Below are 15,820 nucleotides of genomic sequence, written 5' to 3' on the forward strand. Positions count from 1 at the left end.
CCGCGGCCAACTCCCCACCCAGCACACCCCGTCAACGACACACCCGATCAAACGGACACGCCACCGGCGAGTGAACCTGACCAAGCCCTACTAGGGTCGGTGGCACGGTGCCAGGACGCCGTTTCCAAGGTTGGCGGCACGCGGCCAGGCGGCCGTTTCCAGGGTGTCCGGCGCGTGTGCGTCGTGATCCGCCGTACAGACGCCGGCTAGTCGTTTCTGACCGAATGCGATCGGTCTTACCTGCAGATCTTCGTCATCCACAGGAGTTATCCACAGGTGCCCTGATCGACCTGGGGACAAGTCGACACCGCGCGACACCTCGGTCGACATAACGCCCTTCAGACCGCAAGCCGGACCATCACCCCGTAGGTGCCCCTTCGTCCATCCGTTTCCTTTGATTCATCTTTTGGAGCGACCCCTTTCCACCCGAAAGTGGGTGTCAGGCCGGTTTGCACCGGGAATTCTCCCTTCCGGCCGATGCTTCCGGAGTGATCAATTCCGACATCCACAGATCTTGCACACAGCCTGTGGATAACTCGCCGGCGGTGATGGACCCCTGTGGACAACACAGCCCCCAAGTCCCCCTCTGCGCAAGGGAATCCAGTCAACCAGGCCTCTGCGACCGACCCCCTTCCAGGGGGCAGCGCATCCCTTTATTGACACACTCCGCAATTCGTCCATAACGGTGTGTACGCCGACGCACACCTCCGAGACGCGCGGTTCGGAATACAGGGTCGTGAGCGGGAACGTGGCACCGGTAGCCTTGACCGCGTGATTGACCTTCGTCTGCTCCGTGAGGACCCCGACCGTGCGCGCGCCTCCCAGCGCGCCCGTGGAGAGGACGTCGCGCTCGTCGACTCCCTCCTGTCTGCCGACGAGCGGCGCAGGTCGTCCGGCGTCCGCTTCGACGAGCTGCGCGCCGAACAGAAGGCGCTGGGCAAGCTCATCCCCAAGGCCACCGGTGACGAGAAGGCCGAGCTGCTGAAGAAGGCGAGCCAGCTCGCCGCCGACGTCAAGGCCGCCGACGCCGAGCGCGACGCCGCGGACAGCGAGACCCACGAACTGCTGCTCCAGCTCGGCAACCTCGTGCACCCCGACGTGCCCGTCGGCGGTGAGGAGGACTTCGTCACGCTGGAGACGCACGGCACGATCCGCGACTTCTCCGCCGAGGGCTTCACCCCCAAGGACCACCTGGAGCTCGGTCAGCTCCTCGGCGCGATCGACGTGGAGCGCGCCGCGAAGGTGTCCGGTTCGCGCTTCTACTTCCTCACCGGTGTCGGCGCCCTGCTGGAGCTGGCCCTGGTGAACGCGGCGATTGCACAGGCCACCGCGGCCGGCTTCACCCCGATGCTGACCCCCGCGCTGGTCCGCCCCCAGTCGATGGCCGGCACCGGCTTCCTCGGCCAGGCCGCGCAGGACGTCTACCACCTCGACAAGGACGACCTCTACCTGGTCGGCACGTCCGAGGTGCCGCTGGCGGCGTACCACATGGACGAGATCATCGACGCCGAACGCCTGCCGCTGCGCTACGCGGGCTTCTCGCCGTGCTTCCGCCGTGAGGCCGGCTCGCACGGCAAGGACACCCGCGGCATCTTCCGCGTGCACCAGTTCGACAAGGTCGAGATGTTCTCCTACGTGGCCCCCGAGGAGTCGCAGGAGGAGCACCGGCGGCTGCTGGAGTGGGAGAAGCAGTGGCTGACCTCGCTGGAGCTGCCGTTCCGCGTCATCGACGTGGCCTCGGGTGACCTGGGTTCCTCGGCGGCGCGCAAGTTCGACTGCGAGGCGTGGATCCCCACCCAGGGCAAGTACCGCGAGCTGACCTCGACGTCGGACTGCACCGAGTACCAGTCGCGCCGACTGCAGATCCGTGTCCGCGACGGCAAGCAGGTCAAGCCGCTGGCCACGCTCAACGGCACGCTGTGCGCGGTCCCGCGCACCATCGTGGCGATCCTGGAGAACCACCAGCAGGCCGACGGTTCGGTGCGCGTGCCCGAGGTGCTGCGTCCCTACCTCGGCGGCCGGGAGGTCCTGGAGCCGGTGGCCACCAAGTGACCCACCCCGCTCCCGAGGCCGCCGGCGACACGTCCGGCGGCCTCCCCTACCGGCTGATCGCGACCGACCTGGACGGCACGCTGCTGCGTTCCGACGAGTCGATATCGACCCGCACCCGTGAGGCGCTCGCCGCGGCCACCGAGGCGGGTGCCGCGCACATCGTGGTCACCGGCCGTGCCGTCCCGTGGACCCGGCACATCCTCGACGACCTCGACTACCGGGGCCTCGCGGTCTGCGGCCAGGGCGCCCAGGTCTACCACGCGGGTGAGCAGCGTCTGCTGACCTCGGTGACCCTGGACCGGCAGCTGGCCGGGGTGGCCCTGGCCAAGATCGAGGCGGAGGTCGGCCCGCTGTACCTGGCGGCCAGCCGGGACGGCCTGGACGGCGAGGTGATCGTGGGCCCCGGCTACACCCTCACCGGCGCCCTGCCGGCCACCCCGTTCGCGGACGCCTCGGACCTGTGGAGCGCACCGCTCAACAAGATCTACGTCCAGCATCCGACTCTCTCCGACGACGAGCTCGCCGATGCGGCGAACCGGGCCGCGGGCGGTTTCGTCTCCGTCACCATGGCCGGCGAGGGCATCGTCGAACTGCTCCCCCTCGGACTGTCCAAGGCGACGGGCCTCTCGCTCGCCGCACGACGGCTGGGCCTGAAGGCCGCCGACACGATCGCCTTCGGCGACATGCCCAACGACATCCCGATGTTCGCCTGGGCCGCGCACGGCGTGGCCATGGCCAACGCGCACGAGGAACTGAAGGCAGTCGCGGACGAGGTGACCGCCTCCCACGAGGAGGACGGCATCGCGGTGGTGCTGGAAAGGTTCCTGGGCTGAACTCGCGGCTCTCGCCGGTCTCGGTGGTGCGGTTTCGGTCTGTGCCGTTTCGGTCTCTGTGGAGGATGCACGGATCGAACGTGCGCGGGGTTTCACCCCCGACCACGGCTTAGCAAGCCGGTGCCTTACCACTCGGCCAATCCTCCGGGTGGGCGGCCCACGCGACAGCGGATCGCGTGCTCGAAGCGGCCGCCCCGGGCAGCGCCCCGTGCGGGGCGGGCTCGACGCGGAGCGGTGAGGACTACTCCGGAGCCCGCCGCGGGCTGCCCTGTCGGGAGCTGGGCGTACTGCCGTGCATGGACATCGCCACAGCTCCTCTCCCAGAACGTGGCGCCGGCTCACCCCGGCGCTGCGGACCCCATCACTGTGCCGTCCCGGGGCCACCTACGCCACCGAATTCAGCGCGCACCGCGCGATGGCTCAGCGCCGCCGCCACCCGCGTCGGCGGACCTTGCTGAAGAACCATCCCGCGGGTGGCTCGTCGGAGCGCCAGGGCTGCGGTTCGGGCGCCTCGCGGCGCCAGCGGGCGGCGAGCACCCGAGCCCGGGCGGACGGCTCGGTGGTCTCTGCGGCTCGTATGAAGTCCGCGTCGAGGACCACGTCGTCCCAGCCGTCGCCGGTGGCCCCCCGGCCGTCGCGTTCCGGCGTCTGGCCTGCCATCCCGTCCTCCCGATCGTCCGTCCGGTGCGCCCAGTGTGCGCGCGTGGGGGTGAAGGCTCCGTCAGGGCCGGGTGAGGCCCGCCCGGGAAGCGGTTCTCACTCCTCCCCGGCGAGGGTCAGGGCCCGCAGCTTCTGCCCGGCGTACCAGGTGGCCAACACGGTCACCAGCACCAGCAGCACCGTCGCCGTCGACAGCCCGACGTCGGAGGTGACCAGGTCTCCGCCGACCATCTTGTGCGCCACCGCCAGGGACCACTGCTGGATGCTCAGGGTGCGCGCTCCGGGCACCAGGGAGCCGAACAGCGCCTCCCAGACGAGGGCGTAGACGAGGCCGAAGACCACCGCGTGCCGGGAGACCGTGCCCAGCAGCAGGAACAGGGCGGAGTAGGCGATGGAGGCGACGAGTGCGGCCACCGTGTAGGCCACGGCGATCTGCTGCCCGTTGCCGTTGAGGATCAGTCCGGCGACCAGCGTCGGCACCGCCGAGAACACCATGGTCACCGCGATCGCCACGATCAGCTTGGTGAGAATGATCGTCGGCCGCTTCAGCGGCTTGGACAGCAGGTACACCACCGAGCCGTCGTCGATCTCCGGTCCGATCGCACCGGTACCGGCGATGACACCGATGATCGGGACCATGGTGGCGAGCGCGAACCCGCCCAGGACGTTCGCCGCGGTCTGGTCGTCGGCGCCGGTGAGCGCGCGGACGACCACGGCGATGACGATCAGCAGCAGCGGCAGCGCGCCGAGGATGAGGGCCCGGCGACGGCCGAGGAGGGCTCGGTAGGTGAGCCGGGCGACTGTGGGGTCGTACATCTTCGGCCTCCTACGCCGCGACCAGATACGAGAAGACGGACTCGAGGGACTCGTCGGACGGCGAGACCGTGTGCAGCCGGATGCCTCGGTCCCGGGCCACCCTCGGCAGCAGGGTCGTGAACCGGCCGAAGTCGACGGCCTGGATGTGCAGCGCGCCCTCGACCAGGTCCACCTCGATGCCGGACGTCGACGGGTCGGCGATCAGTGCGGCCGCGAGGGCGCGGTCGTCGCTGGAGCGCACCAGGTAGCGGTGCGGGCGGTCGGTCATCAGACGTCGGATCTTGCGGAAGTCGCCGCTGGCCGCGTGCCGGCCGGCGACCACCACCTCGATGTGCCAGGCCAGCTGTTCGACCTCCTCCAGGATGTGGGAGGAGAAGAGCACCGTGCGGCCCTCGTCACCCATGCGCCGCAGCAGGTCCATCAGCTGCATGCGCTGGCGCGGGTCCATGCCGTTGAACGGCTCGTCCAGCAGGAGCAGCGAGGGGTCGTGCACGAGGGCGCTGGCCATCTTCACCCGCTGCCGCATGCCCTTGGAATAGGTGGAGATCTTCCGGTCCTGTGCGTACTCCATCTCGACCGTGGCCAGGGCCTTCTGTGCCGCCTTGGCCCCGAGGCCGTGCAGCTCGGCGTTGGCGACGACGAACTCGCGGCCGGTGAGGAAGTCGTACATCGCCTCCCGCTCGGGGACGACGCCGATGTGCCGGTAGATCTGCTCGTTGCGCCACACCGGCTGTCCGTCGAGGGTGACGGAGCCGGTGGAGGGGGCGAGGAAGCCGCCCATCATGTTGATCAGCGTGGACTTGCCGGCTCCGTTGGGGCCGAGCAGACCGGTGACGCCGGGGCCGATCGTCATGGTGATGTCGTTGACGGCGACCACATTGCCGAACCAGCGGGAGACATGGTCGATGGTGAGGGTCGTCACAGTCCCACCTTCTTGTAGCGGCGCAGCAGGAGGCCGTAGGCAGCGGCGATGAGGCCCAGGAGGACGAGGACGTAGACGACGCCCTCTCCGGTGCCGGGGCCGACGGCACCGGGCGCCGCGGACGTCGCGCCCAGGAAGGCGGTCTGCACGCCGTCGATCAGGGTGACCGGCGAGAACAGGCCGATCCAGGGGATCGCGCCGGTGTTGTTCTGGGCGTCGGCGATGGCCTGGAGGGTGGAGACCGCGCCGTAGGAGATGACCAGCACGGCGATCACGGCCGCTATGCCGAAGCCGCGGCGCGGGGTCACGGCGGCGATGACGAGGCCGATGCCGGCGAAGAGCAGTGAGAGCAGTGCCACGGAGACGAGCCCCTGTGCGAATCCCTTGGTCTGGTCGGCGAAGTCCAGCTTGGCCAGCAGTGCGCCGACGTAGAGCACGAGCAGCGGCGCGGCGGTCAGGATGAACAGGGCCGAGGCCAGTGCCGCATACTTGGCGCGGACGTAGTCGGCGGTCTCGATCGGCCGCGAGAAGTACAGCGGCACGGTCTTGAAGCGCAGGTCCCGCGACACCGCCTGCGGTGCCTGCGAGGCGACGTACAGGCTGATCACGGCCTGCATGATGATCGCGTAGCGGGTGTAGTCGACGGGCAGGTCCTTGGTGGCGACCGCGACGGCGACCATGATGGCCGCGGGCACGCACATCACCACGAACAGCAGCATCGGCAGCACCTTGGACTTGACCGAGCGGCCGAGGCCGTAGGCGCCGCGCAGGGACTGCGAGTACAGCGAGCGGCGGGCGTAGGCACGGCCGAGGCGGGGGCCGTCGTAGGTGCGGTAGCCGATGTTGTGGATGCGGGTCTGGTCACCCGCCGGCCTGACGGGTGCGCCCATGGGCTGCTCAACTGCCATGGCCGACCGCCTCCTTCCGCTGTCCGTCGCGCTGTTCGTCGTCCCGGAAGACCTCCGAGATGTGGTGCCGGCGCTGTTCCATGCGCACCAGGCCGAGGCCGAGGTCCGCGATCACGTCCCGCACCAGGTCGTACGTCTCCTCACCCTGCGCGGTGAGGAGCAGGACGTGTCCAGCGCCCGGCAGGCCGGTGCCGTCCTCGGTCTGCATCCCGCGCGCGTGGAGCGCGTCGCGCACCGCGCGGGTGCCGTCCGGGTGCTCGTCGCTGTCGGTGACCTCGATCGCGAGGGTGGTCGTGGTCTGGGTGAAGTCGGTGGTGGAGCTGGACCGCAGGAGCTTGCCGCCGTCGATGACGACGACGTGGTCGCAGGTGCGCTCCAGCTCCCCCAGCAGGTGTGAGGTGACCAGGACCGAGATGCCGAAGTCGGTGTGGATCCGCCGGATCAGGCCGAGCATCTCGTCGCGACCGACCGGGTCGAGGCCGTTGGTCGGCTCGTCGAGGAAGACCAGCTGCGGGTCGTGCACCAGGGCCTGGGCGAGCTTGACGCGCTGTTTCATGCCGGTGGAGTAGCCGCCTATGGGGCGGTAGCGCTCCTCGTACAGTCCGACATGGCGCAGCGTGTCCGCGGTGCGCTCGCGCGCGGCGGTGGGCGGCAGGCCGGACATGCGCGCCATGTGGACGACGAACTCGGTGGCCGAGACGTCGGGTGGCAGGCAGTCGTGTTCCGGCATGTAGCCGACGCGCTCGCGGATGGCGGCGCCCTTGGTGGCGACGTCGAGGCCGAGCACCTCGGCGCGGCCCTCCGTGGCGGGGGACAGACCCAGCAGGATCTTGATCAGTGTGGACTTGCCGGCTCCGTTGGCGCCGACGAGTCCGGTCACACCGGGTCCGACGTCCACGGAGAGCCGGTCAAGCGCGGTCACCCGGGGGAACCGCTTGCTCAGGCTTTCGGTCGCGATCACAGTCACGTCTTCAACGGTAGTGACCCGTGCCACGCGAGGCGTCAGACCCCAGAGCCGTTTCTGCCTCCGACTCGAGTATTACGGGAACCCTAGGGGTCAGGCCCTGCGGTCTGACGGCGCCGGGTGGAGGAGCGTCCACCCGGCACTATTGACGACCCGTCTAACAACTGCCACAGTCGCCCACGGCTACGCGGCGAGGAGCATTGGGCAGAGGAGAGGGGACACATGTGACGTCGCTGAACGGCGCACGGGAACGCCGGGTGCGCACCGGCGGGGTCGAGCTGTGCGTGGCCGAGCTGGGCGACCCACGGCAGCCGACGGTCGTCCTGGTGCACGGCTACCCGGACAGCAAGGAGGTCTGGGCCGAGGTGGCCGAACGCCTCGCCGGCCCCGGCCGGCTGCATGTCGTGCTGTACGACGTCCGCGGCCACGGCCGCTCCACCGCGCCGAGGCCGCTGCGGGGCGGGTTCACCCTGGAGAAACTCACCGACGACTTCCTCGCGGTCGCGGACGCCGTCAGCCCCGACCGCCCGGTGCACCTGGTCGGGCACGACTGGGGTTCGGTGCAGGCCTGGGAGTTCGTCACCGTCGAGCGCACCCGGGGCCGGATCGCCTCGTTCACCTCCATGTCCGGACCGTCACTCGACCACTTCGGCCACTGGATCCACGCGCGCCTCAAGCGCCCCACTCCGCGCCGCGTGGGCCAACTCCTCGGTCAGGGCGCCAAGTCCTGGTACGTGTACCTGCTGCACACCCCCGTGCTGCCGGAACTGGCCTGGCGCGGCCCGCTCGGCAGAAGCTGGCCGAAGGTCCTCCAGCGTGTCGAGAAAGTGCCCGGCGGCGGCTATCCGACGGCGTCCCTGCCCCGGGACGCCGCGCACGGAGCCTGGTTGTACCGGGACAATGTGCGCTCCCGCCTGCGCAGCCCGCGGACGGACGCCCACGCACACACTCCCGTGCAGCTCATCACTCCCGTGGAGGACGCGTTCCTGTCCGAGCGGCTGTACGACGACCTGGAGCAGTGGGTCCCTCGGCTGGTGCGCCGCACGCTCCCCGCCAAGCACTGGATCCCGCGCACCCGGCCCGACCAGTTGGCCGCCTGGATCACAGAGTTCGTGACCGCCACCGAGAGCGGACGACCGCAGACCGCCGCCACGGGGAAGTACGCCGACCGCTTCGCCGGGCAGCTCGTGCTGGTCACGGGAGCGGGCAGCGGCATCGGCCGGGCCACGGCGTTCGCGTTCGCGGAGGCCGGCGCGCGTGTGGTGGCCGTGGACCGGGACGCGGAAGCCGCAGCGCGCACCGCCGAGCTGGCCGGGCCGCTCGGCGCGTCGGCGGCGTGGTCGGAGACCGTGGACGTCTCCGACGGGCAGGCCATGGAGAAGCTGGCCGACAAGGTCGCCGCCGAGCACGGCGTGGTGGACGTCCTGGTGAACAACGCGGGCGTCGGACTGTCCGGCTCCTTCTTCGACCACACCGTGCAGGACTGGAAGAACGTCCTCGACGTCAATCTGTGGGGCGTGATCCACGGCTGCCGGCTGTTCGGCAGGCAGATGGCCGAGCGCGGTCAAGGCGGCCACATCATCAACGTCGCGTCCGCGGCCGCGTACCAGCCCTCCCGGGCGCTGCCCGCCTACAGCACCTCCAAGGCGGCGGTGCTGATGCTCAGCGAGTGCCTGCGCGCCGAGCTGGCCGGGCAGGGAATCGGCGTCACGGCGGTCTGTCCCGGCTTCGTCGACACGGCCATCACCTCGACCGCACGCTTCACGGGCGTCGACGCGGAGGAGGAGAGGCGCCTCCGACGGCGCGCCGCCCGGTTGTACGGACTGCGAGGCTATCCGCCGGAGAAGGTCGCCGAGGCGATCCTGCGCGCGGTCGTACGCGACGAGGCGATGGTGCCGGTGACCCCGGAGGCGCGCCTCTTCCACGCGATGTCGCGCTTCACTCCGCGTGCGCTGCGCAGGCTGGCACGGGTGCGGCCACGCTGGTGAGTGGGGCGGCCGTGCGGCCTCTCTGAGTGGCAGTCTGCGGCACAACGCCCTCGCGCGGCGGTCAGTTGTCCACAGAAGTGCCCGTTCGCTTGTGGACAACACGCCTTGGCTGTGGATCAAACCTGCGGAACGAAAAAGACCTGCGTGATGCTCGTCTCTCCCGGCACGCTGATGGCATGGACGAAAGACGCACCGTGAAGGTGTCGAAGTACCTCTCCAAGCACCTACGCCATCAGCCCGGGAGGATCGGGCTCACCCTGGACGAGAGCGGCTGGGTGGCCATCGATGCGCTGATCGCGGCGGCTGCCGCGCACGGCTTCCCCGTCACGCGCGAGGAACTGGACCAGGTGGTCGCCACCAACGACAAGCAGCGGTTCGCGATCGACGGCGACCGCATCCGCGCCAGCCAGGGGCACAGCATCGACGTCGATCTCGGGCTGCCCCCGGCGACTCCGCCGCCCTACCTCTACCACGGGACCGTGGCCCGCAATCTGGAGTCGATCCGCGCCGAGGGACTGCGGCCCATGAGCCGTCACGACGTTCATCTCTCGCCTGACCGGGAGACCGCGACCCGCGTCGGCGCCCGCCGAGGCCGCCCCGTCGTGCTCGCCGTCGACGCCTTGGCCATGCACCGGGACGGCCATGTCTTCCACGTCAGCGCCAACGGGGTGTGGCTGACCAAGGGCGTACCACCGCAATACCTTCGGTTTCCCTCGGGTCACTGATCCGGCTTGGGCATGATCGTCGCCATGGACCGCCATCCGCCCACCACCGGGGCCGCCGTCACCGCCTGTCGCGCCATCGCGGCCGCGTACACACGCGAGATCGAGGTGACCCACGACATCGGCGCCGACCAGACCTCCCGTCGCAGCGCCGTCGGCGTCGGGGTGACCAACGACCCGGACGGGTCGCTCCCGCACGAGGCCTTCATCGAGTTCAGCGGCCTGCCGCGGATCGCCGTGCGGCTCTCCCCGGAGGACGACGCGCTGATCTCCGTCGAGGGGGTCGAATTCCCCGACCTGCCTCGTGACGATGTTCCCGCTTCTATTCGCGCCGTGTTCGACGACCTGGCATACGTCACGGCGCGTCGGTTCCCGCCCGGTTACCGCATGGTCGTGCCCCTCCCGACGGAGACCGCACATACAAGGAGCGTATCCCCGTGATCGGCCTCACTCCGCGGCTGAACAGCCGCATACAGTGACCGTTTCACGTGAAACACGGGCGGACGCTTAGGCTCGCCTGCATGAGTCTGCGCTTGAGCACCGTGATCCTTCCCTACCGCCGCTGGCACGAGGGCGGCCGTTCGGCGTGGACCCGCGCCGAACAACTGGGCTTCCACACCGCCTACACCTACGACCACCTGTCCTGGCGCAGCTTCCGGGACGGCCCGTGGTTCGGTGCCGTGCCGACGCTGACCGCGGCCGCCGCCGTGACCGAACGGCTCCGTCTGGGCACCCTGGTCACCTCGCCGAACTTCCGGCACCCGGTCACCCTCGCCAAGGAACTGATCTCGCTCGACGACATCTCCGGCGGCCGGATCACCCTCGGCATCGGGGCGGGCGGTACCGGCTTCGACGCCACCACGCTCGGCCAGGAGCCCTGGACTCCCCGCGAGCGCGCCGATCGCTTCGCCGAGTTCGTCCTGCTGCTCGACCGGCTGCTGACCGAGGACGGCACGGAGGGCATGTCGTACGACGGCGACTTCTATTCGGCACACGAGGCCCGCAACATCCCCGGTTGCGTCCAGCGGCCCCGGCTGCCGTTCGCGGTGGCCGCCACCGGCCCACGCGGGCTGCGGCTGGCCGCCCGCTACGGTCAGGCGTGGGTGACCACGGGCGATCCGAAGCTCTACGAGAACGGCACGCCGGAGCAGTCCGTGCAGGCCCTCCGCGGCCAGGCCGAGAAGCTGGCCGATGCGTGTGCCGAGGTCGGCCGTGACGCCGCCGGCCTCGACAAGATCCTTCTGACCGGCTTCACCCCTGACCGGGGGCGCCCGCTGGAGTCCCTCGACGCCTTCGTCGACTTCGCCGGCCGCCACCAGGAGCTGGGGTTCACCGAGATCGTGATCCACTGGCCGATCCCCGACTCGGACTTCGCCGCGGAGGAGAAGGTGTTCGAACGGATCGCCATGGAAGCGCCCTCTCAGCTGACGTGACGCAGGCTACCCCTCAAATGTGCGCACTCCCGCACGGGCGTGCGGGCATATGCGGGACAATGACGCGGTGACCTCAGCGACTCGACAGCCCGAGCCCCCGGCCTCTCCCACGCTCTCGACCTCGCTCGAGTCGGGAGGTGCTCGCGTCGTCAAGCCACGGCTCATCGCCACCGACCTCGACGGAACCCTGCTGCGCGACGACAAGTCGGTGTCGCCCCGTACGGTCGCCGCCCTCGCCGCCGCCGAGGAGGCCGGCATCGAGGTCTTCTTCGTCACCGGCCGCCCGGCCCGCTGGATGGACGTCGTCAGCGACCATGTCCACGGCCATGGCCTGGCGATCTGCGGCAACGGGGCCGCCGTGGTCGACCTCCACGGCGGCCCCGGCACCCACCGTTTCGTGAAGATCCGGGACCTGGCGCGGGACAACGCGCTGGACGCCGTGCGGCTGGTGCGCGAGGCCACACCCGGCACGGTCTACGCGGTCGAGCAGACGTACGGCTTCTACCAGGAGCCGGACTATCCGAAGCTGCACATGGAGGTGCCGGACGCCCTCGCACCCGCCGAGGAGCTGCTCGCACCCGGTGGCGTCGCCGCCGGGCAGCCGGTCCTGAAGATCCTCGCCCACCACCCGACGCTGGACCCGGACGCCTTTCTCACCGTCGCGCGCCTCGCCGTCGGGGAGCGTGCCACCATCACCCGCTCCAGTCCCAGCGCCCTGCTGGAGATCAGCGGACCGGGCGTCTCCAAGGCCAGCACGCTGGCGCTGTGCTGCGCCGAGCGCGGCATCTCGCACGAGGAGGTCGTCGCCTTCGGCGACATGCCGAACGACATCGAGATGCTCACCTGGGCCGGCCGGTCCTACGCCATGGGCAACGCCCACCCCGACGCGATCGCCGCGGCGTCCGGTCGCACGGTCGCCAACAACGAGGACGGTGTCGCCGTCGTGATCGAGCGGCTGCTGGGGGAGCGGCGGTAGTTCTCCGGGGGCGCGCCGCTACCGCGCCCCCACCAGCAGCTCCGCCGCGGCCTCCCGCTCCGCCATCCGCCGCAGCGGCCCGGGGAGGGCCGCCAGTTCCGCGTACGGCCCCCGCTGGACCACACGACCCTCGTCGAGCACGATCACCTCGTCCACGGCCTCCAGTCCGGCCAGGCGGTGGGTGATGAGCACCGTCGTACGGCCCTCGGTGGCGGCCAGCAGATCGGCGGTGAGTGCGTCGGCGGTCTCCAGGTCCAGGTGCTCGGCGGGCTCGTCGAGCACCAGGACGGGAAAGTCGGCCAGCAGCGCCCGGGCCAGGGCCAGCCGCTGGCGCTGACCACCGGAGAGCCGCGTGCCGTGCTCGCCGACGAGTGTGTCGAGGCCGTCGGGCAGAGTGTCGGCCCAGTCCAGCAGCCGGGCCCGGGCCAGCGCATCACGCAACTCGGGCTCGGTGGCGTCCTTCTTCGCCAGCAGCAGGTTCTCCCGCACCGAGCTGTCGAACATGTGCGCGTCCTGGGCACACAGCCCGACGAGCCGTCGTACGTCGTCGCCGTCCAGCGCGCGGGCATCGATGCCGCCGAGGGTGTAGACGCCCGCCGTCGGGTCGAGGAACCGCAGCAGCACCTGTGCCAGCGTCGTCTTGCCGGATCCTGACGGCCCGACCACGGCCACCCTGCGACCCGTCTCCAGAGTCAGGTCCAGCCCGCTGAGTGCGTCCCGTCCCTGCCCCGCGTGCCGGGCTGTCAGGCCCCTGACGGTGAGTGGGAACGGCGATGCCGGCGACTGCCGGGGACGTTCGGGCTCCCGGACGGGCCCGGAGGCGTCCAGGACCTCGTGTACACGCTCCGCGCTGCGACGCACCCGCTGCCGGTACTGCACGGCGAGCGGCATGCCGAGCACCGCTTCGAAGACGGCCAGCGGGGTGAGCACGACGACGGCCATGGCCACCCCGTCCAGGCGCCCGCCGGCGACCGCCTGGACGCCGGCGAGGGCCGCGGCCGCGACGGTCAGCCCGCAGACCAGGGCGGTGAGCCCGTCGCCGAGCGCGGTGGCGGTGGCCGCGCGCGAGGCGATCCGGGTCAGCGCACCGTCGGCCCGTCGCGTCTCGGCGGCACGGGAAGGCAGGGCGCCGGCGACCGTCAGTTCGGCGGTCCCGGTCAGCAGGTCGGTCACACGGGTCGCGAGGACGCCGCGGGCCGGGGCCAGCCGCCGCTCGGCGCGCCGGGCCACGGCGCTGGTGACCAGCGGGACGCCGGCACCGGCCGCGAGCAGCCCGACGGCGAGCACGGCACCGGCCTCGGGCAGCAGCCAGGAGGTGAAGGCGACGGAGGCCGTGGACACCGCCAGCGCCGCACCGGCCGGCAGCAGCCAGCGCAGCCAGTAGTCCTGCAACGCGTCCACATCGGCGACGAGCCGCGTCAGCAGATCGCCCCGGTGCAGACCGCGCAGTCCCGCGGGCGCCAACCGCTCCAGGCGCCGGTAGACGGCCACTCGTGTGTCCGCGAGCATGCGCAGCACCGCGTCGTGCGACACCAGTCGTTCCGCGTACCGGAACACCGCCCGGCCGATACCGAAGGCCCGTGTCGCCGTGACCGCCACCATCAGGTAGAGCACGGGGGGATGCTGCGACGCCCGGGAGATCAGCCAGCCGGATGTGGCCATGAGCCCGACGGCACTGCCGAGGGCGAGGCTGCCGAGGACCAGAGCGAGGGCGAGGTGGCCGCTCCGGGGCCCGGACATCGCCCGGACCCGGGTGAGGACAGCACCCTTCGCCGCCAAGGTCGCGTCCCCGGGCCCGTCTTCCGGTACGGCAGCACTGCTCCGCACCGTCTCGACCATGGGTTCCGGACGACTCGCGGGTACCGGCGCCATGGGCGCCGGGCCGTTCCTCCGGTTGCCGTCCAGTCGCACCACCCGGTCAGCGACGCCCAGCAGCGCCGGCCGGTGGACGACGAGCAGCACCGTCCGCCCGGCCGCGAGCCGCCGCACCGCCGTCACGACCTCGGCCTCGGTCGCTCCGTCCAGCGCGGCCGTCGGCTCGTCCAGCAGCAGGACCGGCCGGTCGGCGAGGAAGGCCCGTGCCAGCGCCAACCGCTGCCGCTGACCGGCGGAGAGCCCGGTGCCGTCCTCACCGAGCACCGTCCGCGTCCCGTCCGGCAGCGCGTCGACGAACTCCAGGGCCCCGGCGTCGGCCAACGCCCTGCGTACGGCCGTCTCGTCCGCGTCGGGCCGTGCCAGCCGTACGTTCTCGGCGATCGTCCCGGCATACAGGTGGGGCCGCTGAGGCACCCAGGCGATGCGGGCACGCCACTGTTCCAGATTCAGGTCGGCGAGATCGGCTCCTCCGACGCGCACCCGGCCCTCGGTGGGCCGGACGAAGCCCAGCAGAAGGTTCAGCAGGGTCGACTTGCCGGCGCCGCTCGGCCCGACGAGAGCGACCGTCTCCCCCGGCCGCACGGTGAAGGACACCTCGGCCACGGCGTCCACGCTCCGTCCGGGGTAGCGGACGCGCACGCCCTCGAAAGTCAGCGCATCGGAGGTGACGGCCGCCGTACCGGACTCCGGCAGGGGTGTCTCCAGCACGGCGAAGATCTCCTCCGCGGCCGCCAGTCCCTCCGCCGCCGCGTGGTACTGGGCGCCGACCTGGCGTAGCGGCAGGTAGGCCTCCGGCGCGAGGACGAGGATGACCAGGCCGGTGTACAGGTCCATGTTGCCGTTGACCAGCCGCATGCCGATCGACACGGCGACCAGAGCCACTGACAGAGTGGCCAGCAGCTCCAGTGCGAAGGAGGAGAGGAAGGCGAGCCGCAGGGTGCGCAGCGTCGCGCGCCGGTACTCGCCCGTGATGCGCCGGATCGAGTCCGCCTGCGCCTTGGCCCGGCCGAAGACCTTCAGGGTCGGCAGTCCCGCGACCACGTCCAGGAAGTGCCCGGAGAGTCGGGACAGCAGCCGCCACTGGCGGTCCATGCGGGACTGCGTGGCCCAGCCGATCAGCATCATGAAGACCGGGATGAGCGGAAGGGTGCCGACGATGATGGCCGCCGACACCCAGTCCTCGGTGACGATCCTCGCCAGCACTGCCACGGGGACGACCACCGCGAGCCCCAACTGCGGCAGATAGCGGGAGAAGTAGTCGTCCAAGGCGTCGACACCACGCGTCGCCAACGCCACCAGCGAGCCGGTCCGCTGCCCGCTGAGCCATCCCGGACCAAGCGCCGCCGCGCGCTCCAGCAACCGGTCGCGCAGTTCGGACTTCACCGCCGCACTCGCCCGGTGCGCGGCGAGCTCGGTGAGCCAGGAGACCAAGGCCCGGCCGCAGGCGACCGTCACCAACAGCAGCAGCGGAGTGCGGAGTTCACCGGCCGCCATTCCGTGCTGGAAGGCACCGACCACCACCTCGGCGACAAGCATGGCCTGAGCGATGACGAGGCCCGCACCGAGAGCCCCCAGGCCGAGAACGGCCATCAGAAAGAGCCGGGTGGCCCGCGCGTAGCGGAGAAGTCGCGGATCGATCGGTTTCACGTGGAGCATGCCCTTCGGCCCAGT

Annotated in this window: 12 protein-coding genes, 1 tRNA gene and 1 pseudogene; 7 read left to right on the forward strand and 7 right to left on the reverse strand. The window is 70.9% G+C overall.

Going from position 1 to position 15,820, the window contains the following annotated elements:
* Positions 1–771: 771 nt before the first annotated feature.
* Both serS and ACWDUZ_RS31220 read left to right on the forward strand, forming a co-directional pair.
* Entirely contained in the window at positions 772–2,052 is a 1,281-nt protein-coding gene (gene serS / locus ACWDUZ_RS31215; protein ID WP_451635165.1) for a serine--tRNA ligase, read from the forward strand.
* Complete coding sequence (locus ACWDUZ_RS31220) at positions 2,049–2,885, forward strand: HAD family hydrolase (RefSeq protein WP_451635166.1); 837 nt, start codon at positions 2,049–2,051, stop codon at positions 2,883–2,885. Before serS ends, ACWDUZ_RS31220 begins: the two co-directional genes overlap by 4 nt.
* Positions 2,886–2,944: 59 nt before the next feature.
* On the opposite strand, the gene ACWDUZ_RS31225 is transcribed toward ACWDUZ_RS31220, so the two are convergent.
* From ACWDUZ_RS31225 to ACWDUZ_RS31250, 6 genes are all read right to left on the reverse strand, one after another.
* Positions 2,945–3,031: transfer RNA gene (locus tag ACWDUZ_RS31225), tRNA-Ser, on the reverse strand.
* Positions 3,032–3,305: 274 nt separating this feature from the next.
* Positions 3,306–3,545 carry an SGM_3592 family protein gene (locus tag ACWDUZ_RS31230; protein WP_451635167.1) on the reverse strand — a complete coding sequence of 80 codons (240 nt, stop codon included), beginning with the start codon at positions 3,543–3,545 and terminating at the stop codon, positions 3,306–3,308.
* A gap of 96 nt (positions 3,546–3,641) precedes the next feature.
* Positions 3,642–4,361 (reverse strand): ABC transporter permease subunit, encoded by a 720-nt coding sequence (locus ACWDUZ_RS31235; RefSeq protein WP_451635168.1) that lies wholly within the window; start codon positions 4,359–4,361, stop codon positions 3,642–3,644.
* 10 nt (positions 4,362–4,371) lie between these two features.
* Positions 4,372–5,283, reverse strand: a complete 912-nt coding sequence (locus tag ACWDUZ_RS31240; RefSeq protein WP_451635169.1) for an ABC transporter ATP-binding protein — start codon at positions 5,281–5,283, stop codon at positions 4,372–4,374.
* Positions 5,280–6,191 (reverse strand): ABC transporter permease, encoded by a 912-nt coding sequence (locus ACWDUZ_RS31245; protein ID WP_451635170.1) that lies wholly within the window; start codon positions 6,189–6,191, stop codon positions 5,280–5,282. The genes ACWDUZ_RS31240 and ACWDUZ_RS31245 overlap by 4 nt, the downstream gene beginning before the upstream one ends.
* On the reverse strand, positions 6,181–7,152 hold the full coding sequence (locus ACWDUZ_RS31250) for an ABC transporter ATP-binding protein (RefSeq protein WP_358869619.1): 972 nt from the start codon (positions 7,150–7,152) through the stop codon (positions 6,181–6,183). The genes ACWDUZ_RS31245 and ACWDUZ_RS31250 overlap by 11 nt, the downstream gene beginning before the upstream one ends.
* A gap of 227 nt (positions 7,153–7,379) precedes the next feature.
* Here ACWDUZ_RS31250 and ACWDUZ_RS31255 point away from each other — a divergent pair, with 227 nt between their 5' ends.
* From ACWDUZ_RS31255 to ACWDUZ_RS31275, 5 genes and pseudogenes are all read left to right on the forward strand, one after another.
* Positions 7,380–9,143 carry an SDR family oxidoreductase gene (locus ACWDUZ_RS31255; RefSeq protein ID WP_451635171.1) on the forward strand — a complete coding sequence of 588 codons (1,764 nt, stop codon included), beginning with the start codon at positions 7,380–7,382 and terminating at the stop codon, positions 9,141–9,143.
* Positions 9,144–9,319: 176 nt separating this feature from the next.
* Positions 9,320–9,868 carry an RNA 2'-phosphotransferase gene (locus ACWDUZ_RS31260; RefSeq protein WP_451635172.1) on the forward strand — a complete coding sequence of 183 codons (549 nt, stop codon included), beginning with the start codon at positions 9,320–9,322 and terminating at the stop codon, positions 9,866–9,868.
* Between the two features lie 12 nt (positions 9,869–9,880).
* Positions 9,881–10,344 (forward strand): annotated as a pseudogene (locus ACWDUZ_RS31265) (hypothetical protein).
* Between the two features lie 42 nt (positions 10,345–10,386).
* Positions 10,387–11,298: an LLM class flavin-dependent oxidoreductase gene (locus ACWDUZ_RS31270; protein ID WP_451635173.1), complete on the forward strand. Its 912-nt coding sequence runs from the start codon at positions 10,387–10,389 to the stop codon at positions 11,296–11,298.
* Between the two features lie 49 nt (positions 11,299–11,347).
* The gene (locus ACWDUZ_RS31275) at positions 11,348–12,274 is read left to right on the forward strand and encodes a Cof-type HAD-IIB family hydrolase (protein WP_451635174.1); all 927 of its coding nucleotides are present in this window, start codon (positions 11,348–11,350) and stop codon (positions 12,272–12,274) included.
* Between the two features lie 18 nt (positions 12,275–12,292).
* Here ACWDUZ_RS31275 and cydD read toward each other — a convergent pair whose 3' ends face one another.
* Entirely contained in the window at positions 12,293–15,796 is a 3,504-nt protein-coding gene (gene cydD, locus ACWDUZ_RS31280) for a thiol reductant ABC exporter subunit CydD (protein WP_451635175.1), read from the reverse strand.
* Between the last annotated feature and the right edge of the window lie 24 nt (positions 15,797–15,820).

It is taken from the genome of Streptomyces sp. NPDC003393 (assembly GCF_053589015.1).